At 55.9% G+C, this 26367-nt stretch carries 28 protein-coding genes; 19 read left to right on the top strand and 9 right to left on the bottom strand.

The genetic code is table 11. From position 1 onward, the window contains the following. Positions 1 to 46 precede the first annotated feature (46 nt). From rsxA to gstA, 9 genes are all read left to right on the top strand, one after another. Positions 47 to 628, top strand: a complete 582-nt coding sequence (gene rsxA, locus DG357_RS10025; RefSeq protein ID WP_063438368.1) for an electron transport complex subunit RsxA — start codon at positions 47 to 49, stop codon at positions 626 to 628. Then, the gene (rsxB, locus tag DG357_RS10020) at positions 628 to 1206 is read left to right on the top strand and encodes an electron transport complex subunit RsxB (RefSeq protein WP_032640037.1); all 579 of its coding nucleotides are present in this window, start codon (positions 628 to 630) and stop codon (positions 1204 to 1206) included. Before rsxA ends, rsxB begins: the two co-directional genes overlap by 1 nt. Next, on the top strand, positions 1199 to 3220 hold the full coding sequence (gene rsxC / locus DG357_RS10015; RefSeq protein WP_088205343.1) for an electron transport complex subunit RsxC: 2022 nt from the start codon (positions 1199 to 1201) through the stop codon (positions 3218 to 3220). Before rsxB ends, rsxC begins: the two co-directional genes overlap by 8 nt. After that, a complete protein-coding gene (gene rsxD, locus DG357_RS10010; protein WP_028012916.1) occupies positions 3221 to 4273 on the top strand; it encodes an electron transport complex subunit RsxD in 1053 nt (350 codons plus the stop codon). Positions 4274 to 4283: 10 nt separating this feature from the next. After that, positions 4284 to 4904, top strand: a complete 621-nt coding sequence (gene rsxG / locus DG357_RS10005; RefSeq protein WP_045261492.1) for an electron transport complex subunit RsxG — start codon at positions 4284 to 4286, stop codon at positions 4902 to 4904. 2 nt (positions 4905 to 4906) lie between these two features. Further along, positions 4907 to 5593, top strand: coding sequence for an electron transport complex subunit E (locus tag DG357_RS10000; RefSeq protein WP_023617347.1), 687 nt, complete (start codon positions 4907 to 4909; stop codon positions 5591 to 5593). Then, complete coding sequence (gene nth / locus DG357_RS09995; RefSeq protein ID WP_028012914.1) at positions 5590 to 6225, top strand: endonuclease III; 636 nt, start codon at positions 5590 to 5592, stop codon at positions 6223 to 6225. Before DG357_RS10000 ends, nth begins: the two co-directional genes overlap by 4 nt. A 591-nt stretch (positions 6226 to 6816) precedes the next feature. Next, the gene (gene dtpA / locus DG357_RS09990) at positions 6817 to 8325 is read left to right on the top strand and encodes a dipeptide/tripeptide permease DtpA (protein ID WP_028012913.1); all 1509 of its coding nucleotides are present in this window, start codon (positions 6817 to 6819) and stop codon (positions 8323 to 8325) included. Between the two features lie 105 nt (positions 8326 to 8430). After that, positions 8431 to 9036 (top strand): glutathione transferase GstA, encoded by a 606-nt coding sequence (gene gstA / locus DG357_RS09985; RefSeq protein WP_028012912.1) that lies wholly within the window; start codon positions 8431 to 8433, stop codon positions 9034 to 9036. Between the two features lie 60 nt (positions 9037 to 9096). Here gstA and pdxY read toward each other — a convergent pair whose 3' ends face one another. From pdxY to anmK, 5 genes are all read right to left on the bottom strand, one after another. Next, the gene (pdxY, locus tag DG357_RS09980) at positions 9097 to 9957 is read right to left on the bottom strand and encodes a pyridoxal kinase PdxY (protein WP_048956288.1); all 861 of its coding nucleotides are present in this window, start codon (positions 9955 to 9957) and stop codon (positions 9097 to 9099) included. 66 nt (positions 9958 to 10023) lie between these two features. After that, the gene (gene tyrS, locus DG357_RS09975; RefSeq protein WP_028012910.1) at positions 10024 to 11298 is read right to left on the bottom strand and encodes a tyrosine--tRNA ligase; all 1275 of its coding nucleotides are present in this window, start codon (positions 11296 to 11298) and stop codon (positions 10024 to 10026) included. A 125-nt stretch (positions 11299 to 11423) separates the two neighbouring features. Beyond that, the gene (pdxH, locus tag DG357_RS09970) at positions 11424 to 12080 is read right to left on the bottom strand and encodes a pyridoxamine 5'-phosphate oxidase (protein WP_028012909.1); all 657 of its coding nucleotides are present in this window, start codon (positions 12078 to 12080) and stop codon (positions 11424 to 11426) included. A gap of 57 nt (positions 12081 to 12137) precedes the next feature. Then, the gene (gene mliC / locus DG357_RS09965) at positions 12138 to 12461 is read right to left on the bottom strand and encodes a C-type lysozyme inhibitor (RefSeq protein ID WP_028012908.1); all 324 of its coding nucleotides are present in this window, start codon (positions 12459 to 12461) and stop codon (positions 12138 to 12140) included. 92 nt (positions 12462 to 12553) lie between these two features. Next, on the bottom strand, positions 12554 to 13678 hold the full coding sequence (gene anmK, locus DG357_RS09960) for an anhydro-N-acetylmuramic acid kinase (RefSeq protein ID WP_028012907.1): 1125 nt from the start codon (positions 13676 to 13678) through the stop codon (positions 12554 to 12556). A 255-nt stretch (positions 13679 to 13933) separates the two neighbouring features. On the opposite strand from anmK, the gene slyB reads away from it, so the two are divergent. Next, a complete protein-coding gene (gene slyB / locus DG357_RS09955; RefSeq protein WP_028012906.1) occupies positions 13934 to 14401 on the top strand; it encodes an outer membrane lipoprotein SlyB in 468 nt (155 codons plus the stop codon). A gap of 196 nt (positions 14402 to 14597) precedes the next feature. Continuing rightward, positions 14598 to 15959 (top strand): sensor domain-containing diguanylate cyclase, encoded by a 1362-nt coding sequence (locus DG357_RS09950; protein WP_047368413.1) that lies wholly within the window; start codon positions 14598 to 14600, stop codon positions 15957 to 15959. A 37-nt stretch (positions 15960 to 15996) separates the two neighbouring features. Here the strand turns inward: DG357_RS09950 and slyA are convergent, their stop codons facing one another. Further along, positions 15997 to 16437 carry a transcriptional regulator SlyA gene (slyA, locus tag DG357_RS09945; protein ID WP_088205341.1) on the bottom strand — a complete coding sequence of 147 codons (441 nt, stop codon included), beginning with the start codon at positions 16435 to 16437 and terminating at the stop codon, positions 15997 to 15999. A 186-nt stretch (positions 16438 to 16623) separates the two neighbouring features. On the opposite strand from slyA, the gene DG357_RS09940 reads away from it, so the two are divergent. Genes DG357_RS09940 through DG357_RS09930 form a run of 3 tightly spaced genes read left to right on the top strand, consistent with a single transcriptional unit; the run spans position 16624 to position 19756 of the window. After that, positions 16624 to 16860, top strand: a complete 237-nt coding sequence (locus DG357_RS09940; RefSeq protein WP_028012903.1) for a DUF1656 domain-containing protein — start codon at positions 16624 to 16626, stop codon at positions 16858 to 16860. 2 nt (positions 16861 to 16862) lie between these two features. Next, positions 16863 to 17723 carry an efflux RND transporter periplasmic adaptor subunit gene (locus DG357_RS09935; protein WP_088205340.1) on the top strand — a complete coding sequence of 287 codons (861 nt, stop codon included), beginning with the start codon at positions 16863 to 16865 and terminating at the stop codon, positions 17721 to 17723. Continuing rightward, the gene (locus DG357_RS09930) at positions 17723 to 19756 is read left to right on the top strand and encodes an FUSC family protein (protein ID WP_088205339.1); all 2034 of its coding nucleotides are present in this window, start codon (positions 17723 to 17725) and stop codon (positions 19754 to 19756) included. The genes DG357_RS09935 and DG357_RS09930 overlap by 1 nt, the downstream gene beginning before the upstream one ends. Here DG357_RS09930 and sodC read toward each other — a convergent pair. The 3 genes from sodC to DG357_RS09915 all read right to left on the bottom strand — a co-directional run bounded on the left by sodC (position 19735) and on the right by DG357_RS09915 (position 21518). Next, positions 19735 to 20253, bottom strand: coding sequence for a superoxide dismutase [Cu-Zn] SodC (gene sodC, locus DG357_RS09925; RefSeq protein ID WP_045630184.1), 519 nt, complete (start codon positions 20251 to 20253; stop codon positions 19735 to 19737). The two genes, DG357_RS09930 and sodC, sit on opposite strands and share 22 nt — an antisense overlap. 80 nt (positions 20254 to 20333) lie before the next feature. Continuing rightward, complete coding sequence (locus DG357_RS09920; protein ID WP_088205338.1) at positions 20334 to 21230, bottom strand: aldo/keto reductase; 897 nt, start codon at positions 21228 to 21230, stop codon at positions 20334 to 20336. Positions 21231 to 21278: 48 nt separating this feature from the next. Beyond that, entirely contained in the window at positions 21279 to 21518 is a 240-nt protein-coding gene (locus DG357_RS09915; protein ID WP_028012898.1) for a DUF1289 domain-containing protein, read from the bottom strand. Positions 21519 to 21667: 149 nt separating this feature from the next. Between DG357_RS09915 and eptA the strand changes: the two genes are divergently transcribed. The 5 genes from eptA (at position 21668) to rnt (ending at position 26339) form a co-directional block, all read left to right on the top strand. Then, the gene (gene eptA, locus DG357_RS09910) at positions 21668 to 23293 is read left to right on the top strand and encodes a phosphoethanolamine transferase EptA (RefSeq protein ID WP_088205337.1); all 1626 of its coding nucleotides are present in this window, start codon (positions 21668 to 21670) and stop codon (positions 23291 to 23293) included. 41 nt (positions 23294 to 23334) lie between these two features. Beyond that, positions 23335 to 23934 (top strand): TetR/AcrR family transcriptional regulator, encoded by a 600-nt coding sequence (locus tag DG357_RS09905; RefSeq protein ID WP_047368408.1) that lies wholly within the window; start codon positions 23335 to 23337, stop codon positions 23932 to 23934. A gap of 53 nt (positions 23935 to 23987) precedes the next feature. Next, the gene (gene nemA, locus DG357_RS09900) at positions 23988 to 25085 is read left to right on the top strand and encodes an alkene reductase (RefSeq protein WP_059356951.1); all 1098 of its coding nucleotides are present in this window, start codon (positions 23988 to 23990) and stop codon (positions 25083 to 25085) included. A 100-nt stretch (positions 25086 to 25185) separates the two neighbouring features. Next, on the top strand, positions 25186 to 25593 hold the full coding sequence (gene gloA / locus DG357_RS09895) for a lactoylglutathione lyase (protein ID WP_013096923.1): 408 nt from the start codon (positions 25186 to 25188) through the stop codon (positions 25591 to 25593). Positions 25594 to 25688: 95 nt separating this feature from the next. Beyond that, complete coding sequence (gene rnt, locus DG357_RS09890; RefSeq protein WP_088205336.1) at positions 25689 to 26339, top strand: ribonuclease T; 651 nt, start codon at positions 25689 to 25691, stop codon at positions 26337 to 26339. The last annotated feature ends 28 nt before the right edge of the window (positions 26340 to 26367 follow it).

The following is a 26367-nucleotide window of genomic DNA, read 5'->3' as shown; positions in this document are numbered from 1 at the left end:
CCCGGTTTGTCCGATAATAGGCGGCTTTTTTATTTCAGGCTAAATAATGACCGATTACTTACTGCTCTTTGTCGGCACCGTGCTGGTTAACAACTTCGTTCTGGTGAAGTTCCTTGGCCTGTGCCCGTTTATGGGCGTTTCCAAAAAGCTGGAAACAGCGATGGGCATGGGGCTGGCGACGACCTTCGTCATGACGCTGGCGTCCATCTGCGCGTGGTGGATTGATACCTGGATCCTCATCCCGCTGGGGTTAACCTATCTCCGTACGCTGGCCTTTATTCTGGTTATCGCGGTGGTGGTGCAATTTACCGAAATGGTGGTACGCAAAACCAGCCCGGCGCTCTATCGCCTGCTGGGTATCTTCCTGCCGCTGATCACCACCAACTGTGCGGTGCTTGGCGTGGCGCTGCTGAACATCAACCTTGGCCATAACTTCATGCAGTCGGCGCTGTACGGCTTCTCCGCCGCTGTCGGTTTCTCATTTGTTATGGTGCTGTTCGCGTCGATTCGCGAACGTCTGGCAGCAGCGGATATCCCTGCGCCATTTCGCGGTAATGCCATTGCGCTGGTGACCGCGGGTTTAATGTCTCTGGCCTTTATGGGCTTTAGTGGTCTGGTGAAGTTGTAATGAGTGCTATCTGGATTGCCATCGCCTCTATCAGCGTCCTGGGGTTGGTGTTTGGCCTTATCCTGGGCTACGCCTCCCGCCGTTTCGCGGTAGAGGACGATCCTGTTGTTGAAAAAATTGATGAGCTTTTGCCGCAAAGTCAGTGTGGACAGTGCGGCTACCCAGGCTGCCGCCCTTACGCTGAAGCGGTAGGCATTCAGGGTGAAAAAATTAACCGCTGTGCGCCCGGCGGCGAAGCGGTGATGCTGAAAATTGCCGCCCTGCTTAACGTCGATCCGCAGCCCGTTGATGGCGATGCGGAAGTCCAGGAGCCGGTCCGTGCCCTCGCGGTGATCGACGAAGCAAACTGCATCGGCTGCACCAAATGTATTCAGGCCTGTCCGGTCGACGCCATTGTTGGCGCAACGCGCGCCATGCACACCGTTGTGGCGGATCTCTGCACCGGCTGTAACCTCTGCGTGGCCCCCTGCCCGACGCAATGTATAGAGCTGCGCCCGGTTGAAACGACTACCGAAAGCTGGAAGTGGGATCTTCAAACCATTCCGGTTCGTAATATTCCTGTGGAACAACATGCTTAAGTTATTTTCTGCTTTCAGAAAAGAGAAGATCTGGGACTTTGACGGCGGTATCCATCCGCCAGAGATGAAAACCCAGTCCAACGGCACGCCGCTGCGTCAAATTCCGCTGGCGACGCGTTACGTCATGCCGCTCAAGCAGCATATTGGCGCTGAGGGCGAGCTGTGCGTGAAAGAAGGCGATACGGTGCTGCGCGGTCAGCCGCTGACCTTCGGACGCGGACGTATGCTGCCGGTACACGCCCCTACTTCCGGGAAAGTGGTGGCAATTGCCCCTCATACGGTGGCGCATCCGTCCGCGTTGTCGGAACTGAGCGTGATTATTGAAGCCGACGGCGAAGATCGCTGGATTGACCGTGACGGCTGGAGCGACTACCGCAGCCAGAGCCGCGAAGCGCTCATTGAGCGTATTCATCAGTTCGGCGTCGCGGGGCTTGGCGGCGCGGGCTTCCCGACCGGCGTCAAGCTGCGCGGTGGTGGCGATAAGATTCAGACGCTGATTATCAACGCCGCCGAGTGCGAACCGTACATCACCGCCGACGATCGTCTGATGCAGGACTGCGCCGCCCAGGTGGTGGAAGGCATCCGCATCCTCGCGCATATTCTGCAGCCGCGGGAAGTGCTGATCGGTATCGAAGACAATAAACCGCAGGCTATTTCAATGCTGCGCGCCGTACTGGCCGGTAGCCATGATATCGCCCTGCGCGTTATTCCGACCAAGTACCCCTCTGGCGGCGCAAAGCAGCTGACGCAAATCCTCACCGGTAAGCAGGTCCCGCACGGCGGACGCTCTTCGGATATCGGCGTGCTGATGCAAAACGTCGGCACCGCTTACGCCGTCAAGCGTGCGGTGATTGACGGCGAGCCGTTGACCGAGCGCGTGGTAACGCTGACCGGAGAGTCTGTCTCTCGTCCGGGTAACGTCTGGGCGCGCCTCGGCACGCCGGTGCGCCATCTGCTGGAACAGGCTGATTTTTGCCCTGCCAGCGACCAGATGGTGATCATGGGCGGTCCGCTGATGGGCTTTACCCTGCCGTGGCTCGACGTTCCGGTAGTGAAAATCACCAACTGCCTGCTCGCCCCTTCCCCAACCGAAATGGGGGAGGAGCAGGAAGAGAAAGGCTGCATCCGCTGCAGCGCCTGTGCCGATGCCTGCCCGGCGGATCTCCTCCCGCAGCAGCTGTACTGGTACAGCAAAGGCCAGCAGCACGATAAAGCCAAAGCCCATAACCTGGCCGACTGCATCGAATGCGGCGCCTGCGCCTGGGTCTGCCCAAGCAACATTCCGCTGGTGCAGTACTTCCGCCAGGAGAAGGCCGAGATTAATGCCATCTCCATGGAAGAAAAACGCGCCGCGGAAGCCAAGGCACGTTTCGAAGCGCGTCAGGCGCGTCTCGAACGTGAGAAGATGGCTCGTCAGGAGCGACATAAGCAGGCCGCCGTTCAGCCTGCCGGGAAGGATCAGGATGCAATCAACGCCGCACTGGCGCGCGTTCGCGAGAAAAAAGCCAGTGCCGCCCAGACGCTGGTGATCCAGGCCGGTGAAAAACCGGATAACAGCGAAGCGATTGCCGCCCGCGAAGCGCGTAAAGCTGCGGCCCGCGCCCGTCAGGCGGAAAAAGCGCAAGCGGCGCAGCCGGAAGCTGAAATCGATCCACGCAAAGCCGCCGTCGAAGCGGCGATTGCCCGTGCCAAAGCGCGCAAGGCTGGGGAGCAGCCAGTGGTGGTTGAACAGGAACCGGTCGATCCGCGTAAAGCCGCCGTCGAAGCGGCGATTGCCCGCGCCAAAGCGCGCAAAGCAGCGCAGCAGGCGCCAGCCGCAGAACCTGAAGCACCGGTCGACCCACGCAAAGCCGCCGTTGAAGCGGCGATAGCCCGCGCCAAAGCGCGCAAAGCAGCACAGCAGGAAGAGCAGCCGCAGGCCGCCAACGATGACCCGCGCAAGGCCGCCGTCGCCGCCGCCATTGCGCGCGTTCAGGCAAAGAAAGCCGCACAGCAAGCCGTAAACGAGGATTAAATGGTTTTCAGAATCGCAAGTTCCCCTTACACCCACAATCAGCGCCAGACCTCGCGCATCATGATGCTGGTCTGCCTGGCCGCGCTGCCGGGCATTGCCGTTCAGTGCTGGTTTTTCGGCTGGGGAACTCTGTTCCAGATAGCTCTTGGATGCGCCAGCGCCGTCGCCGCGGAAGCCCTCGTGCTGAAGCTGCGCAAGATGGCGGTTTCCCGCATCCTGGCGGACAACTCCGCTCTGCTGACCGGCCTGCTGCTGGCCATCAGCATTCCCCCGCTTGCCCCGTGGTGGATGGTGGTGCTCGGCACCGTGTTTGCCGTGATTATTGCCAAACAGCTCTATGGCGGCCTCGGTCATAACCCGTTTAACCCGGCGATGATTGGCTACGTGGTGCTGCTGATCTCCTTCCCGGTACAGATGACCAGCTGGCTGCCACCGCACGAGATTGCAGCCACGGTTCCCGGCTTTATGGATGCTCTGCAGGTGATCTTTACCGGCCATACGGCGCTGGGTGCTGATATGAACGCGCTGCGTATGGGCGTGGACGGTATCAGCCAGGCGACGCCGCTCGATACGTTTAAAACGTCCCTGCACGCCGGGCACAGCGTTGAGCAAATCATGAAGTCCGCCATCTACAGCGGCGTGCTGGCGGGAGCCGGCTGGCAGTGGGTCAACCTGGCGTATCTGCTGGGCGGCCTGTTCCTGTTGCAGCAGAAGGCCATCCGCTGGCATATTCCGGTCAGCTTCCTCGTGACGCTGGCGGTCTGTGCCACGCTGGGCTGGGTATTCTCTCCTGAATCCCTGGCCAGCCCGCAGATGCACCTGCTCTCCGGCGCGACCATGCTGGGTGCCTTCTTTATCCTGACGGATCCGGTGACGGCCTCAACGACTAACCGCGGACGCCTGATCTTCGGCGCGCTGGCTGGCCTGCTGGTTTGGCTCATCCGCAGCTTCGGTGGCTACCCGGACGGCGTGGCCTTTGCCGTCCTGCTCGCCAATATTACCGTTCCGCTCATCGACTATTACACGCGTCCGCGCGTGTACGGCCATCGCTAAGGGTTTCGCCATGTTAAAAACGATGCAAAAACACGGCGTCACGCTGGCTGTCTTCGCCGCGGTCCTGACGGGGCTGACGGCACTGGTTAATGCGCTGACCAAAACGACCATCGAAGAACAGGCCTCGAAGCAGCAAAAGGCGCTGTTCGATCAGGTGATCCCGTCCGATTTCTACGATAATGACCTGCAAAAAAGCTGCTTTGTGGTAGACGCGCCGCAGCTTGGGAAAGGCCCGCACCGCCTCTTTATCGCCCGCAAAGGGGATAAACCCGTCGGCGCGGTGATGGAAGCGACCGCGCCTGACGGCTATTCCGGCGCCATTCAGCTGCTCGTGGGCAGCGATTTCTCCGGTACCATCCTGGGCACCCGCGTGACGGAACATCATGAAACGCCGGGCCTGGGCGATAAAATCGAAACCCGTCTGAGCGACTGGATTTTGCACTTTGCCGGTAAAGTGATCCATGGTGAAGATGACACCGCGTTTGCGGTGAAGAAAGACGGCGGCGAGTTTGACCAGTTCACGGGCGCAACCATCACCCCGCGGGCGGTGGTAAACGCTGTAAAACGAGCCGGGCTGTACGCTGAAACGCTGCCCGCGCAGATCAACAATCTTCCGGCCTGTGAGGAGTAATCATGAGCCAGGTTAAAGAGGTTATTGTCCAGGGATTGTGGAAAAACAACTCCGCGCTGGTACAGCTTCTGGGCATGTGCCCCCTGCTGGCGGTGACATCCACCGCCACTAACGCGCTCGGTCTGGGTCTGGCAACCACGCTGGTATTGACCCTGACCAACCTCTCCATCTCTGCCCTGCGACGCTGGACGCCGTCGGAAATTCGTATTCCGATTTACGTCATGATCATTGCGTCGGTGGTCAGTATTGTCCAGATGCTGATTAACGCCTACGCGTTTGGTCTGTACCAGTCGCTCGGGATCTTCATTCCTCTTATCGTCACCAACTGTATCGTGGTCGGGCGTGCGGAAGCGTTCGCGGTGAAAAACAGCCCGGCCATGTCGGCGCTGGATGGTTTTTCCATTGGCATGGGCGCCACGTGCGCCATGTTCGTGCTGGGCTCGCTGCGTGAAATCCTCGGCAACGGTACGCTGTTCGACGGCGCAGATGCGCTGCTGGGCGGCTGGGCTAAAGCGCTGCGCGTTGAGGTGTTTCACACCGATACGCCGTTCCTGCTGGCGATGCTGCCGCCCGGCGCGTTTATTGGCCTCGGCATGATGCTGGCAATAAAATACCTGATTGATGAGAAACGTAAGCGCCGCGCGGCTGAGCGCAGCGTTCTGGAAGGGACACCCGAGAAGGCCTCATGAATAAAGAAAAGCGCATTGCGATCCTGACCCGTCTGCGGGACGAGAACCCGCACCCGACGACGGAGCTGAATTTTACCTCCCCGTTTGAGCTGCTGATCGCGGTGTTGCTCTCTGCGCAGGCGACCGACGTGAGCGTCAATAAAGCCACTGCCCTGCTCTATCCGGTCGCCAATACGCCGAAGGCCATGCTGGAGCTGGGCGTGGAAGGCGTGAAGTCCTATATCAAAACCATCGGCCTGTTTAACAGCAAAGCCGAGAACGTGATTAAGACCTGTCGGATCCTGCTGGAACAGCACGGAGGCGAAGTACCGGAAGATCGCGCCGCGCTGGAAGCCTTGCCGGGCGTGGGGCGTAAAACCGCGAACGTTGTGCTCAATACCGCGTTTGGCTGGCCGACCATCGCCGTTGATACGCATATATTCCGCGTCTCAAACCGGACAAATTTCGCCCCAGGGAAAAATGTCGAGCAGGTAGAAGAGAAGCTGTTAAAAGTGGTTCCTGCCGAATTCAAGGTTGACTGCCACCACTGGCTGATTTTGCACGGTCGTTATACCTGCATAGCCCGAAAGCCGCGCTGCGGCTCCTGCGTTATTGAAGATCTTTGCGAATATAAAGAAAAAGTCTATCCCTGATCGTCATAATCCCCTACCAAAAGAAGGACTACCGTTCGTTCTTCTTTTGGCCGTTATTTGTCCGCTCTTACTTTCTTCTGACTTGTCACTTGTTCGGCTCTATAACGCTCAAACAGGTTAATACTTTTTTCATAGCCAAAAATTTCTATACATCTGTGATCGCGATCACTCTGATAACGTCATGTTGATTTTTTGTAGTCAAAGTCATCGCAAACCCTTTGCCGGGCAAGATTTAAATGCGTTTACCCGGAAGATCAGACCAGCTATTTTTCAGAATATGGGCTATATCACTACAACAAGCGGCAAATAGCAGAACATATCGCCAAAACCCCATCGCAATGGGTGTATACCAGTCGAAAAAACTACCTTTAGTTATCGTATAAAATTTAACGCTAAATAACATTTGTAGAAGCCGACAATTATACCGCTCAAGATATATGTAACAGATTATTACAAACGTATTGCCAGACGGGGCAGGATAGTGAACATTACCCGCCGTTTCTCCTCCCAATATAACTATAAGGCGGATGGGCTACGGCCATCACGCTATGAACACCCCCGTTAATATGGGATGTAAAAAAAGAGGTATATGTGTCGACTGCAAACAATAAACCAACAGATGAAAGCGTGAGTCTGAACGCTTTTAAACAACCGAAAGCGTTTTATCTCATCTTCTCTATCGAGTTATGGGAGCGTTTTGGTTACTACGGCCTGCAAGGGATCATGGCGGTTTACCTGGTTAAACAGCTGGGTATGTCCGAAGCCGATTCCATCACGCTGTTCTCCTCCTTTAGTGCCCTCGTTTACGGTCTGGTTGCTATCGGCGGCTGGCTGGGTGATAAAGTTCTCGGTACTAAGCGCGTCATTATGCTGGGTGCCATTGTTCTGGCTATTGGCTATGGTCTGGTTGCATGGTCAGGACATGATGCGGCTGTGGTCTACATGGGCATGGCAACCATCGCCGTGGGTAACGGCCTGTTCAAAGCGAACCCGTCTTCCCTGCTCTCAACCTGCTACAGCAAAGATGACCCACGTCTGGACGGTGCATTTACCATGTACTACATGTCCATCAACATCGGTTCCTTCTTTTCCATGCTGGCAACCCCATGGCTGGCCGCGAAATTCGGCTGGAGCGTGGCGTTTGCGCTGAGCTTCGTGGGTATGCTGATCACCGTGGTAAACTTCCTGTTCTGCCGCAACTGGGTGAAAGACTACGGTTCAAAACCTGACTTCGAGCCTGTCCACATGGGCAAGCTGCTGGCTACCATCGTGGGCGTTGTCGTCCTGGCGGCGATCGCCACCTGGCTGCTGCACAACCAGGGTATCGCTCGTGCCGTTCTGGGCGTAGTTGCGCTGGGCATCGTGGTCATCTTCGCAAAAGAAGCGTTCGCTATGAAGGGTGCAGCCCGTCGTAAGATGATTGTGGCGTTCATTCTGATGCTGGAAGCGATTATCTTCTTCGTGCTGTACAGCCAGATGCCAACCTCTCTGAACTTCTTCGCTATTCGTAACGTTGAGCACTCTATCCTGGGTATCGCATTCGAACCCGAGCAGTTCCAGGCGCTGAACCCCTTCTGGATCATGATCGGTTCCCCGATTCTGGCCGCAATCTATAACAAGATGGGCGATCGTCTGCCAATGCCGCACAAGTTCGCGGTGGGTATGGTGCTCTGTTCTGGTGCGTTCCTGGTGCTGCCGCTGGGGACTAAGTTTGCGTCCGACGCCGGTATCGTGTCCGTTAACTGGCTGATCCTGAGCTACGCGCTGCAGTCTATCGGCGAACTGATGATCTCCGGTCTGGGTCTGGCGATGGTTGCACAGCTGGTTCCACAGCGTCTGATGGGCTTCATTATGGGTAGCTGGTTCCTGACCACTGCTGGTGCGGCGATCATCGCCGGTAAGATCGCGAACCTGATGGCTGTGCCAGAAAACGTGACCGATCCGCTGCTCTCCCTGAACGTCTACGGTACCGTGTTCATGCAGATTGGTATCGCTACGGCGGTTATCGCGGCGCTGATGCTGCTGACCGCGCCGAAACTGAATCGAATGACTCAGGACGACGACAAGACGGCGGAAGCGAACAAAACCGCTACCGCGTGATATCTGAGAGAAACGACAGAACAGAAGCCGCTAAGAGATTAGCGGCTTTTTTTTTGTCCCTTCGCGCACTAACATAGCTGAAACCTCAGCAAAAAGGAGTTACCGATGAAACTGTTCTACAAACCGGGCGCGTGCTCTCTTGCTTCCCATATCACCCTGCGCGAGAGCGGCAAAGATTTCACGCTGGATGGCGTTGATCTGATGAAAAAGCGCCTGGAAAACGGGGATGACTTTTTTGCGATTAACCCAAAAGGGCAGGTTCCGGCCCTGCTGCTGGATGACGGAACTCTGCTGACCGAAGGCGTGGCGATTATGCAGTTCCTGGCGGACAACGTACCGGATCGCCAGCTCCTTGCCCCTACCGGCAGCGTCGCACGTTATAAAACGCTGGAGTGGTTGAACTATATCGCCACCGAGCTGCACAAAGGTTTTACCCCCCTCTTCCGCCCGGATACGCCGGAAGAGTACAAGCCGACCGTGCGAGCTCTGCTGGAGAAAAAGCTGCAGTATGTTAACGAATCGCTGAAAGACGATCAGTGGATTTGTGGTTCACGCTTCACCATTGCCGACGCGTACCTGTTTACCGTACTGCGCTGGGCGCGTGCGGTTAAGCTGAACCTGGAAGGGTTGGACCATATCGCATCGTATATGGCGCGCGTGGCGGAGCGTCCAGCAGTGGCCGCTGCGCTAAAAGCGGAAGGGTTGAATTAAGCGAGCCGTCTGTGTTGCCGGGTGGCGCTGACGCTCACCCGGCCTACGAACTCTGGACGATTATAGCCGTGTGGCGCTGAAATAGTGCTCCGGCTTCGCGATACGATCCTGTGCCGCGACCACCTGCAGTTCATATTCCTGCATCTGTTTCGTCGCAATCATGATTTCGTACACCGCTGCCGTCACGTGCTCCAGCGCGTCTCTCACCGTTGCACCCTGCAACAGTTTCACCAGCAGTAGCCCGCTGGTCACATCACCCACGCCCACCGGCTGACGCGTGCCGAAATCCACCAGCGGACGGCTGATATGCCATGCGTCATCTTTCGTCACCAGCAGCATCTCAAAACGCTCCTGGGTCAGCCCTGCGCGGGCGAGATGTTTTACCAGCACAATCTCCGGCCCCTGGGCTATCAGCTCGCGAGACGCGCGTACAGCCTCTTCTACGCTGTTAACCGGATGCTCGCAGAGGATTTCCAGCTCAATCAGGTTGGGCGCAATGATATCGCTGGCGGGCAGCGCATGGCGAACGTGAAATTCCGCTACGCCAGGCGCCACAATGCAGCCTTTCTCCGGGTGTCCCATGACGGGGTCGCAGAAGTATTTTGCCGCCGGGTTTGCCGCTTTCACCTGACGCACGATGCCGAGGATGTGTTCCCCCTGCTCCGCTGAGCCGAGGTAGCCGCTCAGAACGGCGTCGCAGCGCTTGAGCTGGTCGATATCCGCAATACCCTGCACAACCTCTGTGAGGTGCGAAGGCGGCATCACGCAGCCGGTCCATTTGCCGTATTGCGTGTGGTTAGAGAACTGCACGGTATTGAGAGGCCAGACGTTGGCACCGAGGCGGCGCATCGGGAATTCCGCTGCGCTATTGCCAGCATGTCCAAACACAACGTGGGACTGAATGGCGAGGATGTTCTTCATCTTTTTCTTACCAAACCCTGAACAAACAAAAAGGGCGTGGTTTCCCACGCCCCTCGAGACTTTTACTTACTTCCAGCAGACCAGACAGTAGTTTTTCTTACCGCGGCGCAGCAGCGTGTAGCGGCCATACAGACGATCGCCGTCAACGAAGGTGTATTCCGGATCAGCCTGCTTTTCACCGTTGATGGTGATAGCGTTGGAGGCGATGGTTTTACGCGCCTGACCACGGGAAGGCTGGAGCTCAGAGTCCACCAGCGCCTGCATCAGGTCAGCCCCTTTTTCCATCTCAACCATCGGCACGCCGTCCTGCGCCAGCTGTTCGAAGTCCGCTTCGCTCAGATCGCTCAGCGTACCGTTGAACAGGCTTGCGGTGATGCGTTTTGCCGCAGCCAGGCCCTCTTCACCATGAACCAGTTTGGTCACTTCGTCCGCCAGCACGTACTGGGCACGCGGCGCTTTACCGCTGTTCTTATCTTCCTCTTCCAGCGCATTGATCTCTGCAATGTCCATGAAGGTGAAGAACTTCAGGAAGCGGTAAACATCGGCGTCCGCCGTGTTGATCCAGAACTGATAGAATTTGTACGGGCTGGTTTTCTTCGGATCGAGCCACACCGCGCCGCCTTCGGTTTTACCGAATTTGGTGCCGTCTGCTTTGGTGATCAGTGGAACGGTCAGGCCGAAGACCTGGTTCTGATGCAGACGACGGGTCAGGTCGATACCGGAGGTGATGTTCCCCCACTGGTCAGAGCCGCCGATCTGCAGAGAGACGCCGTGCAGCTTGTTCAGGCAGGCAAAGTCATAGCCCTGCAGCAGGTTGTAGGAGAACTCGGTAAAGGAGATACCCTGATCGTCACGGTTCAGACGCTGCTTAACCGCTTCTTTGTTAATCATCTGGTTAACAGAGAAGTGCTTGCCGATGTCACGCAGGAAGGTCAGCACGTTCATGCCGCCAAACCAGTCGTAGTTGTTAGCAGCAATGGCAGAGTTATCACCACAGTTGAAGTCGAGGAACGGTGCAACCTGTTTGCGGATCTTATCCACCCACTCCTGCACGGTATCTTCGGTATTCAGCTTACGCTCCGCGGCTTTAAAGCTCGGGTCACCAATCAGACCGGTCGCGCCGCCCACCAGGGCAACAGGCTTATGGCCCGCCATCTGGAAGCGTTTCAGGCATAACAATGGAACAAGATGCCCCAAATGCAAGCTGTCAGCGGTGGGATCGAAGCCGCAATAGAGCGCGATCGGGCCTTGCGCCAGTCGCTCTGCTAACGCTTCCTCGTCCGTCACCTGGGCCACTAGGCCCCGCTCTTGCAATTGTTTAATCAAGTTACTGCTTGCCATCAAATTCTCCATGTATAAACGACTGCACCTTTGCCGGTACACGACTTTTCGCCTGATGCGAAAGGACCATAGAATAAAGCGCAAGCGCGGTGTGCGCTAGCGCTTAAATCAACAAATTTCGGGGATTACGGGGCCAGTCTGTCGATTTTCCAGCCGCCATTCTCGCGCTGGTATAAAAAGCGGTCATGCAGGCGATGCTCACCGCCCTGCCAGAATTCCATCTGCTCAATCGGAATGCGGAAGCCGCCCCAGAAGCTTGGCAGCGGAATTTCCCCCTGCTGGAACTTCTGTTTCAGCTCCAGGAATTTACTTTCCAGCACGCCGCGGGCAGAGATCCGGCTGGACTGTTTTGATACCCAGGCGCCAATCTGGCTGTCGCGCGGGCGGCTGTGGAAATACTTCACCACCTCAAGGGTCGAGAGACGTTCCGCTTTACCGGTGACCATCACCTGACGTTCCAGCATGTGCCACGGGAACAGCAGGCTGATGCGCGGGTTGTTTTCTAAGTGGTGCGCCTTGCGGCTGCCCAGATTGGTATAGAACACCAGCCCTTTCTCGTCGTAATGCTTAAGCAAGACGATGCGCTGATACGGTTGACCGTTTTCATCTACCGTCGCGACGACCATGGCCGTTGGGTCGGCCAGCTTCGCGTCGCAGGCCTGTTTCAGCCAGCGCTCAAAAAGCACGAGGGGTTCAGCGGGAAGATCCTGGCGACGCAGGCCGCCTTTGGTGTATTCACGGCGCAGATGCGCAATTTGCTGTAGTTCGTCGTTATCTGACATGGCGTTAGCTGATCTTGAGATTGGGTGGCGCTATTGTGCGCCGCCCCTGTAAAAATCTCAACGCTTCGGATTTTCAAGCTGGCAGTTGTTCAGCACAATGCGGTCGCGTTTGTAGACCGTGGCGCTGTCGCCTTTCGACCAGAAGACATAGATGCCGTCCGAATAACGCGCCCCGGAGGCCGAGATACCCTGTTTAAGGGTTAGCAGCTTGTTATCGTAAACGAAGCTGGCTTCCTGACGCGGGTTATTCAGCTTCACGGTCAGCGGTTTTTCATCGCAGCGATACTCCAGCGTATCGGTCTGCATGCGCTCAAGGAACTGATTATAGACGCTGCATCCTGACAGCAATAAAGGCGCGGCAATAAGAAGAAGTTTTTTCATGGGCGTATTCCGAAGACTTTCCTGGTCCTGGAGGGCATGGCTGCCCCCTGTTTTATTCCATTCTAACGACGAGGCGCCGCGCTGAATTTCAGTTAACTCTGATTATGACGAGGATTTGCAGGGAAAATCGCTCCGAGGACGCTGGCCTCGCGCGCGCCGGTTACCGACGGCAAATTCCCTGGCAGCCCTGCGATAGTGCGCCAGGCAAGCCAGGCGAAAGCCAGCGCTTCCATATCATCTCCGCTGATGCCGGCCTCGTCCGTCGTGGTCACCTCAGTGCCCGGCAGCAGCCCGGCAAGACGCGCCATCACCAGCGGGTTTCGGCTTCCCCCGCCGCACACCAGCAGGCGTTCGCAGCCGCCGCTGAGCAGCACTTGCTCAGAGATCGACACGGCCGTTAATTCGGCAAGCGTCGCCTGGACATCCTGCGGGGCGAGTGCCGGGAACAGCGCAAGCTGGCGCTCGAGCCAGCCAAAGTTGAAGTATTCTCGTCCCGTGCTTTTCGGCGCCGGTAAGGCAAAATAAGGGTCGCTGAGCATGGACTGCAGCAGCGGGAGAACCACTTTACCCTCGCTCGCCCACTCGGCGTTTTTATCGTACGGTTGACCGCACTGCCGCCAGATCCAGGCATCCATTAACATATTCCCCGGGCCGGTATCGTAGCCGCGAACGGGCTGCCCCGGAATAAGCATCGAGAGGTTAGCAATCCCGCCTATGTTGAGCACCATGCGGCGTTCTGTAGGGTGCGCCAGCAACGCCTGATGGAAGGCAGGCACCAGCGGCGCGCCCTGGCCGCCAAGGGCAATATCGCGGCGACGAAAATCCCCGACGACCGTTACGCCCGTCTTCGCCACAATCTGGTTGTTATCGCCGATTTGCAACGTATGCGGCGCGTCGCCAGTCGGCTCATGCCAGACGGTTTGTCCGTGACACCCGATGGCGACCACATCCTGGGGACGAAGGTGTTCTTTTTGCATTAACGCCTGCACCGCATCCGCAAACAGCGCCCCCAGCCGAACATCAAGTTGACCAAGCTGGGAGAGGGTTAACTGCTGCCCCTGACAGATGCTCAGAATGTCCTCTTTCAGCGAAAGGGGGATTGGCCAGGTCAGGCTCGCCTGCTGTGCCACCATATGTTCGTCAATGGCGGCCAGAACGACATCTACCCCATCCAGACTGGTGCCCGACATCACACCAATGTAGCGACCCGATTTCATGCGCTTTCCTTACGTTGCGTGGGCTAAGGATATCCACTCAACCATAAACAGCGCTCCTTTGCCATCCGACGATAATATTTTTTAACAATGTCTTGCCGGTATGGCGAGTGGCTCCTGTTTATGTCTCGTTAAGTCAAATTCAAGTACAATTTTCTTATTGTTAGTGCAAAGATATGAACTATGGCTCTTTATGCCATATAATTTAGCCATAACGGATGCCTCCAGATGGGCGTTTTTGGTGAACAGGAGATTCAAATGATTGTACGTGTACTGGGCGTTTCGCTGATTGGTTTAACCCTGGCTGGCTGTGTGAACGACAGCTCGCTGTCTGGCGACGTTTACAGCGCTTCTGAAGCAAAACAGGTTCAGAGCGTGACTTACGGTACCGTTGTTAACGCCCGTCCTGTACAAATTCAGGGTGGTGATGAAAACAACGTGATGGGCGCAATCGGCGGTGCTGTACTGGGTGGTTTCCTGGGTAATACCGTTGGCGGCGGCACGGGCCGTTCTCTGGCAACCGCAGCGGGCGCTGTAGCGGGTGGTGTCGCGGGTCAGGGCGTTCAGGGCGCGATGAACAAAACCCAGGGCGTAGAGTTGGAAATTCGTAAAGACGACGGCAGCACCATTATGGTTGTTCAGAAGCAGGGCAACACCCGCTTCTCTGCGGGTCAACGCGTCGTGCTGGCGAGCAATGGCAGCCAGGTTACCGTTTCTCCGCGTTAATTAAAAATGGATGTGGTCATCAGGCCACATCCATTTACAATATATATCACCCTCACAAATATATTTACAGAATACATTCACCCCACACATTATTAAACGCGCCATATATTGTTTCTGCGCAAAGTATTTAGCGTGCTAATTGATTAAACTCTTCGCAATCATCTCTTCATAATTATTTTAATTTGTAAAACTTTATATGCTTGCGAATAGTCGTTCTGTAAAAGGTCGTTATATCTCGTTCTGTTTCGGTTGCTTTGTCGTCATCGGAATATTACAGGCTTTATTTTCAAAACTGGTTGACTGGGTTCCATCCTTTTCGCCTCTTTTGTTCCCCACACTCACCATTTTTTTACTCGTGTTTCACCTGTTTATTGCCTGTTTTATGGCAATGAAATACTGGTGTGATAAGCGGCGGCTCTATCTGATTGCCATCTCATTTGCCTTTGCCGGTTCGGCCTTGCTGATGGTCGGAACATTGACCAGCTTTCCGGCGTGGCTGGATCTCTATCAATTCAACGTTGTGAACTACAACGATGCGATGATCTACTATATGTTCCGCCACCTCTTAATGGCGGTGCTGATGATCGTTTCGGCATTACTTTATCCCACGCGCAATCTGCCCCTTTCACGGTTGGCGCATATCATCATCGTTAGCGGTTCATTTCTTTTTACCGCATGTATGGTGATTCTGGCCTGGATGTATTCCAGCCATTCCCCGTTTCTATCCCTCGATCTGGTTGATAATGAAACGCGGCAGTTTATGGTTCTCTGGAGCCACAGCATTAATATTTCATTAATCGTTCTCTGGGTCGTGACACTAGCCACGCTGATGTTTATTACGCGCGTGCGTAATCTGTTCTGGGTAGGCGGTAATTTTCTGTGTGTCTGCTATGTCGTCACGCTCTCTATGCTGTTGGTAGGCGGACATGCAGAAGATATATCCTGGTATCGCGCCCGATTATTTGAAACCGTCGCGACGCTGATTATTATTTTTGTGCTGCTCTATGATGTCTTCAGGTTGTATCGTGACTCCCATTTGAAGTATCAGCAGTCGTATCAAAATTCGATTCGCGATCCGCTCACGCGCCTTTATAACCGCAGCTATTTTTATGAATCGTTAAACCAGGCGCTGGGCATCGCCAAACCCAGCCGTCCGGTTTCGGTTATCGTCAGCGATCTCGATCGTTTCAAGCGTATCAACGACAACTACGGTCACCTGCAGGGAGATAAAGTCCTGCAGTTTGTCGCCAATCTGCTGATGGACTCCGTACGTCCGCAGGATATCGCAGCGCGAATCGGCGGCGAAGAGTTTGTCCTGATGCTGGCAAACACCTCCGCAGAAGACGCATATCAGGTGGCGGAGCGCATTCGGTTGAAGCTAAGCGGTTTTGATAAAATTAGCAGCGAGGGTCAGTTACCAGAGCCGATTACCATCAGCATGGGGGTGTTTACGGCAACCTCTTCGTCGGTAAGCGCAGAAGCGTGCGTGGAAAGTGCCGATAAGGCGATGTATGAAGCGAAAGAGACGGGCCGTAACCGCGTCGTTGTCTTTAAGTAAAAACAAGGCCTTGCAGATGCAAGGCCCTGTTGTCTGGTCAGTCGCGAGACTGTAGCTCGTGAATGTTTTGCTCAAGGCGCGCAATGAGGCTGATGAGCATTTCCAGCTCCGTCGGTGAAACGCCTGAAAGGATTTCACCGCGCGTTTTGGTGATCACCGCTTCCATTTCAGTGATGATAGGCGCCGCTTTCTCCGTCAGCTTAATGCGCTTGACGCGACGATCGCTGGCGCAGGTTTGCCGGGAGATCAGTCCCTTCTCTTCCAGTTGGTCAAGCGTGCGCACCAGCGACGGTTGCTCAATGCCTATCGCTTTAGCCAGTTGAATTTGCGACTGGTCGGGCGGCAGCTGATGAATGTTGTGCAACGTGACCCAATGCGTCTGCGTCAGTTCCAGAGGTTTCAGGCGATGGTCAATCAGAGCACGCCAGACGCGTACCAACCTTGCCAGATCAGAACCTAATGGCGATTCCAATTTCATCTCCTTATAATTAGCTTGCTAAGTTATTATACTGATTTTAGAATAGTGTGCAGCATTTGTATTGGCAAAACAAATGCAATACTGCATTCATCGGACTCAAAAGTATGACTTACACTGAATTATGATGCTTCTTCATACTCAGACAAGCCAACGCGGCATTCTGTTCACTGCAAAGGATTTCTGCCTGTGATCTTTTTTCATCGCTCAGAAGGTTTACCCCTTCAGGACCTGATCTTCGGTGCGTCAGTCTACTTTCCTCCCCTGTTTAAAGCCGTGCTGGTGGGCTTTGTTCTCTGGCTCATCGCGCATCGCCTGCTTCGCGACTGGATGTACTCCGGCGAAATCTGGCACCCCATGCTGATGGATCTCTCCCTGTTTGCCCTCTCCGTATGCCTGGGCCTTGCTGTTCTGATCGTGTGGTGAATATGCCTCTGAAAACGCTGAAGTACTTTTCCACCCTGTTCGTTCTTGTCCTCGCCCTGGCTGCTGGCTGGTGGTTGTGGAATTATTATATGCAGTCCCCCTGGACCCGTGACGGCAAAGTTCGCGCTGAGCAGGTCAGCATCACCCCCCAGGTCTCGGGAAGTATCACAACGCTGCTGGTTAAGGATAACCAGTACGTTAAAAAGGGAGAGGTGTTATTCCGCATCGACGACACCCCGTATCACATTGCAATTCTGAACGCCCAGGCGCAGCTGGCAAAAGCCCAGTCTGACCTTGCAAAGGCCAATAATGAGGCCAATCGCCGCCGTCACCTGTCGAAAAACTACATCTCCGCGGAAGATTTAGATACCGCCAATATCAACGTCAAGGCCATGCAGGCGAGCGTCAACGTGGCTGAGGCCACGCTGAAGCAGGCGCAGTGGGAGTTAACCCAAACCGTGGTCACCGCCCCCGTCGACGGATGGGTGACCAACCTCTCCGCCCGGGTGGGAAATTATGCCTCCGCCGGTCAGCCGGTTTTTGCTCTCGTCGACAGCCACTCATTTTACGTCGTGGGCTATTTCGAGGAGACTAAGCTTCGTCATATACATGAAGGCGCACCCGCCGCCATAACGCTGTATAGTGGCCCGCAAAAGTTACAGGGTCACGTTTCCAGCATTGGCCGCGCCATTTATGATCAAAGCGTTGAAACGGATTCCGGGCTGGTGCCGGACATCAAGCCGAACGTACCGTGGGTGCGCCTGGCTCAACGCGTGCCTGTGCGCGTGGAGTTTGACCGTTTACCCGAGGACATCACGCTGGTTTCCGGCACCACCTGCACTGTCTCTATCGGAACCCGTTAATGAAGCTGCAGGCGCTCTCCTGGCAAAACACGCCATGGATGAAAGCGACGCGCCCCCAGTGGCGCTACGCGCTGCGTAACGGCATTGCCATGTGCCTGGCGCTGACTGTTGCCTATTATCTGAACCTGGATGAACCCTACTGGGCGATGACCTCCGCGGCGGTGGTAAGCTTCCCCACCGTTGGCGGGGTGATCAGCAAAAGCCTTGGCCGTATCGCAGGTAGCCTGCTGGGCGCCACCGCGGCGTTAATTATCGCGGGCCACACGCTGAACGATCCGTGGTTGTTCCTGCTGAGCATGGCGGCATGGCTGGGTTGCTGTACCTGGGCCTGCGCCCATTTCACCAATAACGTGGCCTATGCTTTCCAGCTGGCGGGCTATACCGCCGCCATTATCGCCTTCCCGGTCGTCAACGTGCTCGACACCACCGAGCTATGGGATATCGCACAGGCGCGCGTCTGCGAAGTCATTGTCGGGATCCTCTGCGGCGGATTTATGATGATGATCCTGCCCAGCACCTCTGACGGCACTGCGCTTATCACTGCGCTGAAAACCATGCATACCCGGCTGCTGGAACATGCGAGCCTGCTGTGGCAACCGGATACCAGCGATGACATCCGCCTCGCGCATGAAAAGGTTATCGGGCAGATCCTGACCATGAATCTGTTGCGAATTCAGGCGTTCTGGAGCCATTACCGTTTTCGCCGTCAGAACACGCTGCTTAACTATTTACTGCACCAGCAGCTGCGTATGACCAGCGCTATCTCCAGCCTGCGCCGAATGCTGCTCAACTGGCCGACACCGCCAGAAAACACCCGCGCGGTAATCGAAACCCTGCTCGCGGCGCTCGCGCGACCGGATGCGGACATCTATACCGTCGCGAAGATCATCGCCCCGCTCGCCCCGATGGATGAATTTGATTATCGCCATCGCGCCTTCTGGCAGCGGCTGAATTACTTTTGTCGGCTATACTTGCGCAGCAGCCGCTGGATTAAGGCGGTAGAGAATGCTACCCCGGTCACGGAGTTCGCCGTTCCCGGCAGCCCGGCTCTCGCACGTCACACCGATTATCTGGAAGCGCTGTGGAGCGGTTTTCGCACCTTCAGCGCACTGATGCTGGTGGGGGCGTGGAGCATTACCACGCAGTGGGAGTCAGGTTCTGCGGCGTTAACGCTTGCCGCTATCAGCTGCGTGCTTTACTCCGTCGCGGCCTCGCCGTTTAACTCGCTTACACTGCTGCTGCGAACGCTTGTTTTGCTATCACTGTTCAGTTTTGTGGTGAAGTTTGGCCTGATGGTGCAGATAAGCGATCTCTGGCAGTTTCTGCTGTTCCTGTTTCCGCTGTTAACTACGATGCAGCTCCTTAAGCTGCAAATGCCGAAACTGGCGGGTCTGTGGGGGCAGCTGATTGTCTTTATGGGCTCGTTTATCTCCGTGACGAATCCGCCGGTGTATGATTACGCCGCTTTTCTGAATGACAACCTGGCAAAGATCCTTGGCGTCGGGCTGGCGTGGCTGGCCTTCGCGGTGTTGCGTCCCGGCTCTGACGCACGCAAAAGCCGTCGACATATCCGTGAATTGCGCAGAGGGTTTGTCGACCAGCTCAGCCGCAAGCCGCATCTGCAAGAAAGCGAGTATGAATCGCTGGTTTATCACCACGTTAGCCAGTTAAATAACAGCCAGGACGCGCTGTCCCGACGCTGGCTGCTGCGCTGGGGGGTGGTGCTGTTGAACTGCTCGCACGTGGTCTGGCAGCTTCGCGCATGGGAAACGCGCTCCGATCCGCTGTCGCAGGTACGTGATGTGTGTATCTCTCTGCTACGCGATGTGATGAGCGAGCGCGGCGTTCAGCAGCGGCCTCTGGAGGCCACACTGGCTGAACTGCAGCGGATCTGCGACACCCTTGCCCGGCATCATCTTCCCGCAGCCCGCGATTTGGCCTCGATAATCTGGCGCCTGCACTGCTCGCTGTCGCAGCTGGAACAGGCGCCACCGCCGGGAACGATTGGGGATCAGATTACGCCGCAGGCATAGCGCGCCCCGCCGCCGCCAAGCGGTTTAGGCTGATCGGACATGTTATCGCCGCCCACATGGATCATCAGCGCTTTGCCTTTGACCTCATCCAGCTTTTTCAGCCGCGGGGCCACGACCGGATCCGTGGCTTTACCGTCATTGTTAACCACCAGCACCGGCAAGTCGCCCAGGTGTCCCATACCATCAGGCCCTTCATGTTTACCTGAATTCTGCGGGTCAAGGTGGCCCCCTGCTGCTTCCGCTGCCGACGGTTTACCCTCTTTCATGGCTGGCTGACAGCTCCCTTTGGCATGAACATGGAAGCCGTGTTCGCCCGGCGGGAGTGCTTTAAGATCGGGTGCGAATTCCAGCCCTTTATCGGTCTCGGTGATTTTCACCGTCCCGATGGACTGACCCACACCCTGTGAGGTGACGAGATTCATTTCTACTTCGTCGCTGGCTGCCTGCGCCCCTGCGCAAACAACCAGCGTGACCAATGCCAGAGTAAAACGCTTCATATGACCTCCGCTGGTTATTTTTTGCCCCTTAAGTGTATACCAGGGGCACAGATTTCACCGGAAAGTCACCTTCTTGCGGTTTAAGGCACGTCGTAACCCAGCGCGGCCTTGCGGATGCGGAACCACTGCTGGCGGGTCATCTGCAGCTCTTCGGCGGCCAGCGCGGAACGGACGCGTTCAATTTTCCCGGAGCCAATAATCGGCAGCGGTTTTGACGGCAGACGCAGGATCCAGGCGTAAACCACCTGCTCTATGCTCTGGGCGTTCAGCTCGAGGGCGATGGTTTCCAGCTCATTGCGCAGCGGCTGGAACGCATCATCATTAAACAGGCGTCCACCGCCGAGGCACGACCAGGCCATCGGGCGAATGCGCTGCTGCTGCAGCTGGTCGAGCGTGCCATCCAGCAGCAGCGGCTGATGCACCGGGGAGATCTCAACCTGGTTAGTGGCGAGCGTAAACGGCAGACGAGACTGAAGCAGGGCAAACTGGGCCGGGGTAAAGTTGGAGACGCCGAAGTGACGCACCTTCCCACTCTGATGCAGACTCAGGAAGGCTTCCGCCACCTCGTCGGCATCCATCAGCGGGTCCGGACGGTGAATCAGCAGCAGGTCGATATGATCGGTTGCCAGATTGACCAGCGACTGCTCGGCGCTCTTGATGATATGGGCGCTGTCGGTGATGTAGTGGCCGAGGGCATGCTCCGGTTTGGCCGTGGTGGCAATACCGCATTTGGTAACGATCTCCATGCGCTCCCGGAGTGCCGGAACCAGCTTAAGCGCCTCGCCAAAGGCGGCTTCACACTGATAGCCACCGTAAATATCCGCATGATCGACGGTTGTTACCCCTAAATCGATATGCTCTTCAATAAAGCTTGCCAGCTGGAGGGGGGACATATTCCAGTCCATCAGGCGCCAGTAGCCCATCACAAAACGGGAGAATTCTGGCCCCTGGGGGGCAAGGGTAATACGCTGAACCATAACATTTTCCTCAAGGACGTGATGTCATGAGTATACGCAATTACCGCATTAAAACAGTGAAGGTTGCTGGGGTTCTTCGGTCTCAGAGGCTTTGTTTGCGCGGATTTTGCGCAGAAGTCGCTGTCTGCAGAGGCGCAGCACATCCTGCTTTTGCGTGTCGCTGAAGTTTTGCCAGTTAAAACGCTCGTCACGGGTACGCATGCACCCGCGGCAATAACCGCGTTCATCTGACTGACAAATCCCCCGGCACGGGCTCTGGATGGGGAAAAACTCCAGTTGCTCTGCCACACTCACCTCCGGTTAACCTCTCTCACCTACAGTGAAGACGCTAAAAGCGCCGCGTGCAAGGGCTTTACCACAGTTTTGTGGCATTAAGGTTTCACTAATCTTCCCTCTTTATACTCGCCACATCATGACAATGACAGGTTTTACGATCGATGTGGTTAAGTAAAAAGTTACAATGTAACGACATAAAATTTACTCTGGGCTGTGCACTCTTTTTTACGCTGCTTAACGGGCTGTTTATCCAGCGCAGCTGGGCCATTATTGCCCCTGCGCATCTGCACGATATTCTCTTCGCCGCATCCGTGCCGGTGGTGCTGTTTTGTGGCTGGGTCATTGTATTTAGCCTGCTCAATATCCCGTATATCCGTAAGCCGCTGATGATCGTCTTAACTGTCGGGTGCGCTGCGGCAACTTACTTTATGTTTACCTACGGCGCGGTCATCGATCAGAACATGATTGTGAACGTGTTCGAAACTAACTCCCAGGAAGCCACCGCGCTGGTGACCCCGCAGATGATTCTGTGGATTGTCATAGCCGGTCTTGTTCCATCCCTGGTGCTGGCGCTGACCCGCATTCGTACCGGCAAATGGTGGTACGCCCTGCTGACGCGTGTTGCCGCGATGCTCGGTGCCCTGCTGGTGATTATTCTTATCGCCGCGGTGTTTTATAAAGATTACGCGTCGCTGTTCCGCAATAACAAAAGCATCGTCAAAATGGTCACTCCGGCGAACTACGTCAGCGCCGTGGTGAAATACAGCAAGATGCGCTGGTTTGCCGGCGATAAAACGCTGGTGCGGATTGGCGAAGATGCGCACAAAGGCGCGCTGATTACGGGTCAGCAGAAGAAAACCGTTCTGGTGCTGGTCATCGGCGAAGCGTCGCGCGCGGCGAACTACTCCCTCAATGGCTACGGGCGTGAAACCAACCCCGAGCTGAAAAAGCAGGATGTGATTAACTTCCCGCAGGCCTCCTCGTGCGGCACTGAAACCGCTGTATCCGTTCCGTGCATGTTCTCCGGTATGACGCGCAGCAAATACGATGCCGACCTGGCGCACCATCAGGAAGGGCTGCTCGACGTGCTCAACCATGCGGGTATCAACCTCCTGTGGCGCGACAACGACGGTGGCTGTAAAGGTGCCTGCGATCGTATTCCCCATACCGACATGACGCAGTGGAAGCTGGATCAGTTCTGCAAAGACCAGTCCTGTATTGATGACGTGAATTTCTACCGCCTGGACAACGTGCTGGACGGTCTGAAGCAGGACACGGTGCTGGTTATCCACCTGATGGGCAGCCACGGCCCGGCGTACTATCGCCGTTACCCGGATAATTTCCGTAAATTCACCCCCACCTGCGACACCAACGAAATTCAGGATTGCGACCATCAGGCGCTGATGAACACCTATGACAATACCATCCTGTATACCGACAGCATGGTCAGCAAAACCATTGATGCGCTGAAAGCCCGTCAGGCGAACATGAACACCGCGCTGATTTACCTCTCGGATCACGGGGAATCGCTCGGTGAAAGCGGTATTTATCTGCACGGCACGCCGTACATGCTGGCGCCGGAGCAGCAGACGCACATTCCGTTTATGTTCTGGCTGTCCCCGGACTATGCGAAAAACTTTGGCATCAACGCGCAGTGTTTACGCGACCACGCAGCAAAAAATGCGGTTTCGCAGGACAATTTATTCTCGACGGTGCTGGGCATGATGGACGTTAAATCAAGTGTTTATCAGCAACAGTTGGACATTCTGAATGCGTGTCGCCGATAACAGCGCTTGCATTAGACCGAACGGTCTATTAGAGTGAATCCATGAGCAGAAATACTGAACACGACACGCGCGAACATCTCCTGGCGACCGGCGAGCGGCTGTGCATGCACCGCGGCTTCACCGGTATGGGGTTGAGCGAGCTATTAAAAACCGCTGAGGTACCGAAAGGGTCGTTCTATCACTACTTTCGGTCCAAAGAGGCCTTTGGCGTGGCGATGCTGGAGCGGCACTATGCTGCTTACCACCAGCGCCTCGCGACCCACTTCGCCACGGGGGAAGGTAACTATCGGGATCGTGTTCTGAACTACTACCAGGAAACGCTGAACCAGTTCTGTCAGCAGGGCATTATCAGCGGATGCCTGACGGTTAAACTCTCTGCCGAAGTGTGCGATCTCTCAGAAGATATGCGCACTGCAATGGATAAAGGCGCCAGCGGCGTTATCGCCCTGCTGGCGCAGGCGCTGGCGAAGGGGCGCGAAGAAAATACGCTCGCCTTCCCAGGGGATCCCTTAACGCAGGCTCAGGTGCTCTACTCCCTCTGGTTAGGCGCCAACCTGCAGGCTAAAATTTCTCGCAGTGCCGTGCCGCTCGAAAGCGCGCTGGCACATGTGATAAGTACGATTACTGCGCCTGGCGCTTAGCAGGCGTTTTTATTTACGTTATTACTAGTCGACTGGTCTACTCAGGAGTCGTTATGTCAGCTGAAAAATTATTTACCCCCTTAAAAGTGGGTGCCGTCACCGCGCCAAACCGCGTGTTTATGGCTCCGCTTACCCGTCTGCGCAGCATTGAGCCGGGTGATATCCCAACCCCACTGATGGGTGAATACTATCGTCAGCGCGCCAGCTCTGGCCTGATCATCACTGAAGCCACGCAGATTTCTGCTCAGGCCAAGGGATATGCGGGTGCGCCGGGGCTGCACAGCCCGGAGCAGATCGCCGCATGGCAGAAAATCACCGCGGGTGTTCACGCTGAAGACGGTCGCATTGCGGTCCAACTGTGGCATACCGGTCGTATCTCCCACAGCAGCATTCAGCCTGGCGGTCAGGCGCCGGTTTCAGCGTCTGCCCTGAACGCGAACACCCGCACCTCCCTGCGCGATGAAAACGGCAACGCGATCCGCGTCGACACCTCTACGCCACGCGCGCTGGAGTTGGATGAGATCCCGGGTATCGTGAACGACTTCCGCCAGGCCGTTGCTAACGCCCGCGAAGCCGGTTTTGACCTGGTTGAGCTGCACTCCGCGCACGGTTACCTGCTGCACCAGTTCCTGTCACCGTCGTCTAACCATCGCACCGACCAGTACGGCGGCAGCGTCGAAAACCGCGCCCGCCTGGTGCTGGAAGTGGTTGATGCCGTTTGTCAGGAGTGGAACCCGGACCGCATCGGTATCCGCGTCTCCCCAATCGGTACGTTCCAGAACGTCGACAACGGTCCGAATGAAGAAGCGGACGCGCTGTATCTGATTGAAGAGCTGGCGAAGCGCGGCATTGCCTATCTGCACATGTCCGAGCCGGACTGGGCCGGCGGTAAGCCTTATACGGAAGCCTTCCGTCAGAAAGTGCGCGAGCGCTTCCACGGGGTGATCATCGGTGCGGGTGCTTATACCCCTGAGAAAGCCGAAGATCTGATTAATAAAGGGCTGATCGACGCCGTGGCGTTTGGCCGCGACTATATTGCCAACCCGGATCTGGTTGCTCGACTGCAGCAGAAAGCGGCCCTGAACCCGCAGCGTCCTGAGAGCTTCTACGGCGGCGGCGCCGAAGGCTACACCGACTACCCTTCTCTGTAATCTCGCCATTGTTCATTGATAGCGGCGACACTTCGCCGCTATACTAAAACATCGTTTCTGTTCAAAAAAATAGTCTATTCCATTGGTTAATGAGGAAATTATGCGCCTACTTCACACCATGCTGCGCGTTGGCGATCTGCAACGTTCTATCGATTTCTACACTAACGTCCTGGGCATGAAGCTGCTGCGCACCAGCGAAAACCCGGAATATAAATACTCGCTGGCGTTCGTGGGTTACGGCCCGGAAACGGATGAAGCGGTCATTGAACTGACCTACAACTGGGGCGTGGACAGCTATGAGCTGGGCACCGCCTACGGCCATATCGCGCTGGAAGTGGATAACGCGGCCGAGGCGTGTGAACGCATTCGCAGCAACGGCGGTAACGTCACGCGCGAAGCCGGCCCGGTAAAAGGCGGCACCACCGTTATTGCCTTTGTAGAAGATCCGGACGGTTACAAGATCGAGCTGATTGAAGCCAAAGACGCGGGTCGCGGTCTGGGCAACTGATCCTTCAGGGCGCAACATGCGCCCGTAGTTTTACTGCATCACCCTGCAAAATTTGCCATAATGCGCACTGCTTTTTCCCCTTGTAAGAGACCCTGATGTCCGATAACGCTCAATTTAGCGGTCTGTGCGACCGTTTTCGTGGTTTTTATCCCGTTGTCATTGATGTAGAAACAGCCGGATTTAACGCTAAAACCGATGCGCTGCTCGAAATTGCCGCCATCACGCTGAAGATGGATGAACAGGGCTGGCTTACACCGGACACCACGCTGCATTTCCACATTGAACCTTTCGAAGGGGCAAACTTACAGCCGGAGGCGCTGGCGTTTAACGGTATCGATCCGCATAACCCGCTGCGTGGTGCAGTCAGTGAATATGATGCGCTGCACGCCATATTTAAAATGGTGCGTAAAGGCATTAAAGAGAGCAACTGCAGCCGCGCCATCATGGTAGCCCATAACGCCACCTTTGATCACAGCTTTACCATGGCCGCAGCCGAACGCGCATCGCTCAAACGCAACCCTTTCCACCCTTTCGTGACCTTCGACACCGCCGCGCTAAGCGGCCTGGCGCTGGGACAAACGGTTTTATCCAAAGCCTGCATTACGGCGGGTATACCGTTTGACGGTACCCAGGCGCACTCCGCCTTATACGATACGGAGCGCACCGCAGAGCTATTCTGTGAGATCGTCAACCGCTGGAAGCGTCTGGGCGGCTGGCCGCTGCCGATGGGCGACAGTGAAGAATAAAAAAAAGCGACCTCTTCAGGTCGCTTTT

This window comes from Enterobacter bugandensis (assembly GCF_900324475.1).
GTDB lineage: Bacteria > Pseudomonadota > Gammaproteobacteria > Enterobacterales > Enterobacteriaceae > Enterobacter > Enterobacter bugandensis.
The sequence above is the reverse complement of the archived record's forward strand: the minus strand, read 5'-3'. Positions and strand labels throughout refer to the sequence as shown.

Excerpts from the sequence above, each read along its gene's own strand:
- rsxA (WP_063438368.1), top strand. The coding sequence starts at position 47 with ATGACCGATTACTTACTGCTCTTTGTCGGCACCGTGCTGGTTAACAAC.
- rsxB (WP_032640037.1), top strand. The coding sequence starts at position 628 with ATGAGTGCTATCTGGATTGCCATCGCCTCTATCAGCGTCCTGGGGTTG.
- rsxC (WP_088205343.1), top strand. The coding sequence starts at position 1,199 with ATGCTTAAGTTATTTTCTGCTTTCAGAAAAGAGAAGATCTGGGACTTT.
- rsxD (WP_028012916.1), top strand. The coding sequence starts at position 3,221 with ATGGTTTTCAGAATCGCAAGTTCCCCTTACACCCACAATCAGCGCCAG.
- rsxG (WP_045261492.1), top strand. The coding sequence starts at position 4,284 with ATGTTAAAAACGATGCAAAAACACGGCGTCACGCTGGCTGTCTTCGCC.
- DG357_RS10000 (WP_023617347.1), top strand. The coding sequence starts at position 4,907 with ATGAGCCAGGTTAAAGAGGTTATTGTCCAGGGATTGTGGAAAAACAAC.
- nth (WP_028012914.1), top strand. The coding sequence starts at position 5,590 with ATGAATAAAGAAAAGCGCATTGCGATCCTGACCCGTCTGCGGGACGAG.
- gstA (WP_028012912.1), top strand. The coding sequence starts at position 8,431 with ATGAAACTGTTCTACAAACCGGGCGCGTGCTCTCTTGCTTCCCATATC.
- pdxY (WP_048956288.1), bottom strand. The coding sequence starts at position 9,957 with ATGAAGAACATCCTCGCCATTCAGTCCCACGTTGTGTTTGGACATGCT.
- tyrS (WP_028012910.1), bottom strand. The coding sequence starts at position 11,298 with ATGGCAAGCAGTAACTTGATTAAACAATTGCAAGAGCGGGGCCTAGTG.
- pdxH (WP_028012909.1), bottom strand. The coding sequence starts at position 12,080 with ATGTCAGATAACGACGAACTACAGCAAATTGCGCATCTGCGCCGTGAA.
- mliC (WP_028012908.1), bottom strand. The coding sequence starts at position 12,461 with ATGAAAAAACTTCTTCTTATTGCCGCGCCTTTATTGCTGTCAGGATGC.
- anmK (WP_028012907.1), bottom strand. The coding sequence starts at position 13,678 with ATGAAATCGGGTCGCTACATTGGTGTGATGTCGGGCACCAGTCTGGAT.
- slyB (WP_028012906.1), top strand. The coding sequence starts at position 13,934 with ATGATTGTACGTGTACTGGGCGTTTCGCTGATTGGTTTAACCCTGGCT.
- DG357_RS09950 (WP_047368413.1), top strand. The coding sequence starts at position 14,598 with ATGCTTGCGAATAGTCGTTCTGTAAAAGGTCGTTATATCTCGTTCTGT.
- slyA (WP_088205341.1), bottom strand. The coding sequence starts at position 16,437 with ATGAAATTGGAATCGCCATTAGGTTCTGATCTGGCAAGGTTGGTACGC.
- DG357_RS09935 (WP_088205340.1), top strand. The coding sequence starts at position 16,863 with ATGCCTCTGAAAACGCTGAAGTACTTTTCCACCCTGTTCGTTCTTGTC.
- DG357_RS09930 (WP_088205339.1), top strand. The coding sequence starts at position 17,723 with ATGAAGCTGCAGGCGCTCTCCTGGCAAAACACGCCATGGATGAAAGCG.
- sodC (WP_045630184.1), bottom strand. The coding sequence starts at position 20,253 with ATGAAGCGTTTTACTCTGGCATTGGTCACGCTGGTTGTTTGCGCAGGG.
- DG357_RS09920 (WP_088205338.1), bottom strand. The coding sequence starts at position 21,230 with ATGGTTCAGCGTATTACCCTTGCCCCCCAGGGGCCAGAATTCTCCCGT.
- eptA (WP_088205337.1), top strand. The coding sequence starts at position 21,668 with ATGTGGTTAAGTAAAAAGTTACAATGTAACGACATAAAATTTACTCTG.
- DG357_RS09905 (WP_047368408.1), top strand. The coding sequence starts at position 23,335 with ATGAGCAGAAATACTGAACACGACACGCGCGAACATCTCCTGGCGACC.
- nemA (WP_059356951.1), top strand. The coding sequence starts at position 23,988 with ATGTCAGCTGAAAAATTATTTACCCCCTTAAAAGTGGGTGCCGTCACC.
- gloA (WP_013096923.1), top strand. The coding sequence starts at position 25,186 with ATGCGCCTACTTCACACCATGCTGCGCGTTGGCGATCTGCAACGTTCT.
- rnt (WP_088205336.1), top strand. The coding sequence starts at position 25,689 with ATGTCCGATAACGCTCAATTTAGCGGTCTGTGCGACCGTTTTCGTGGT.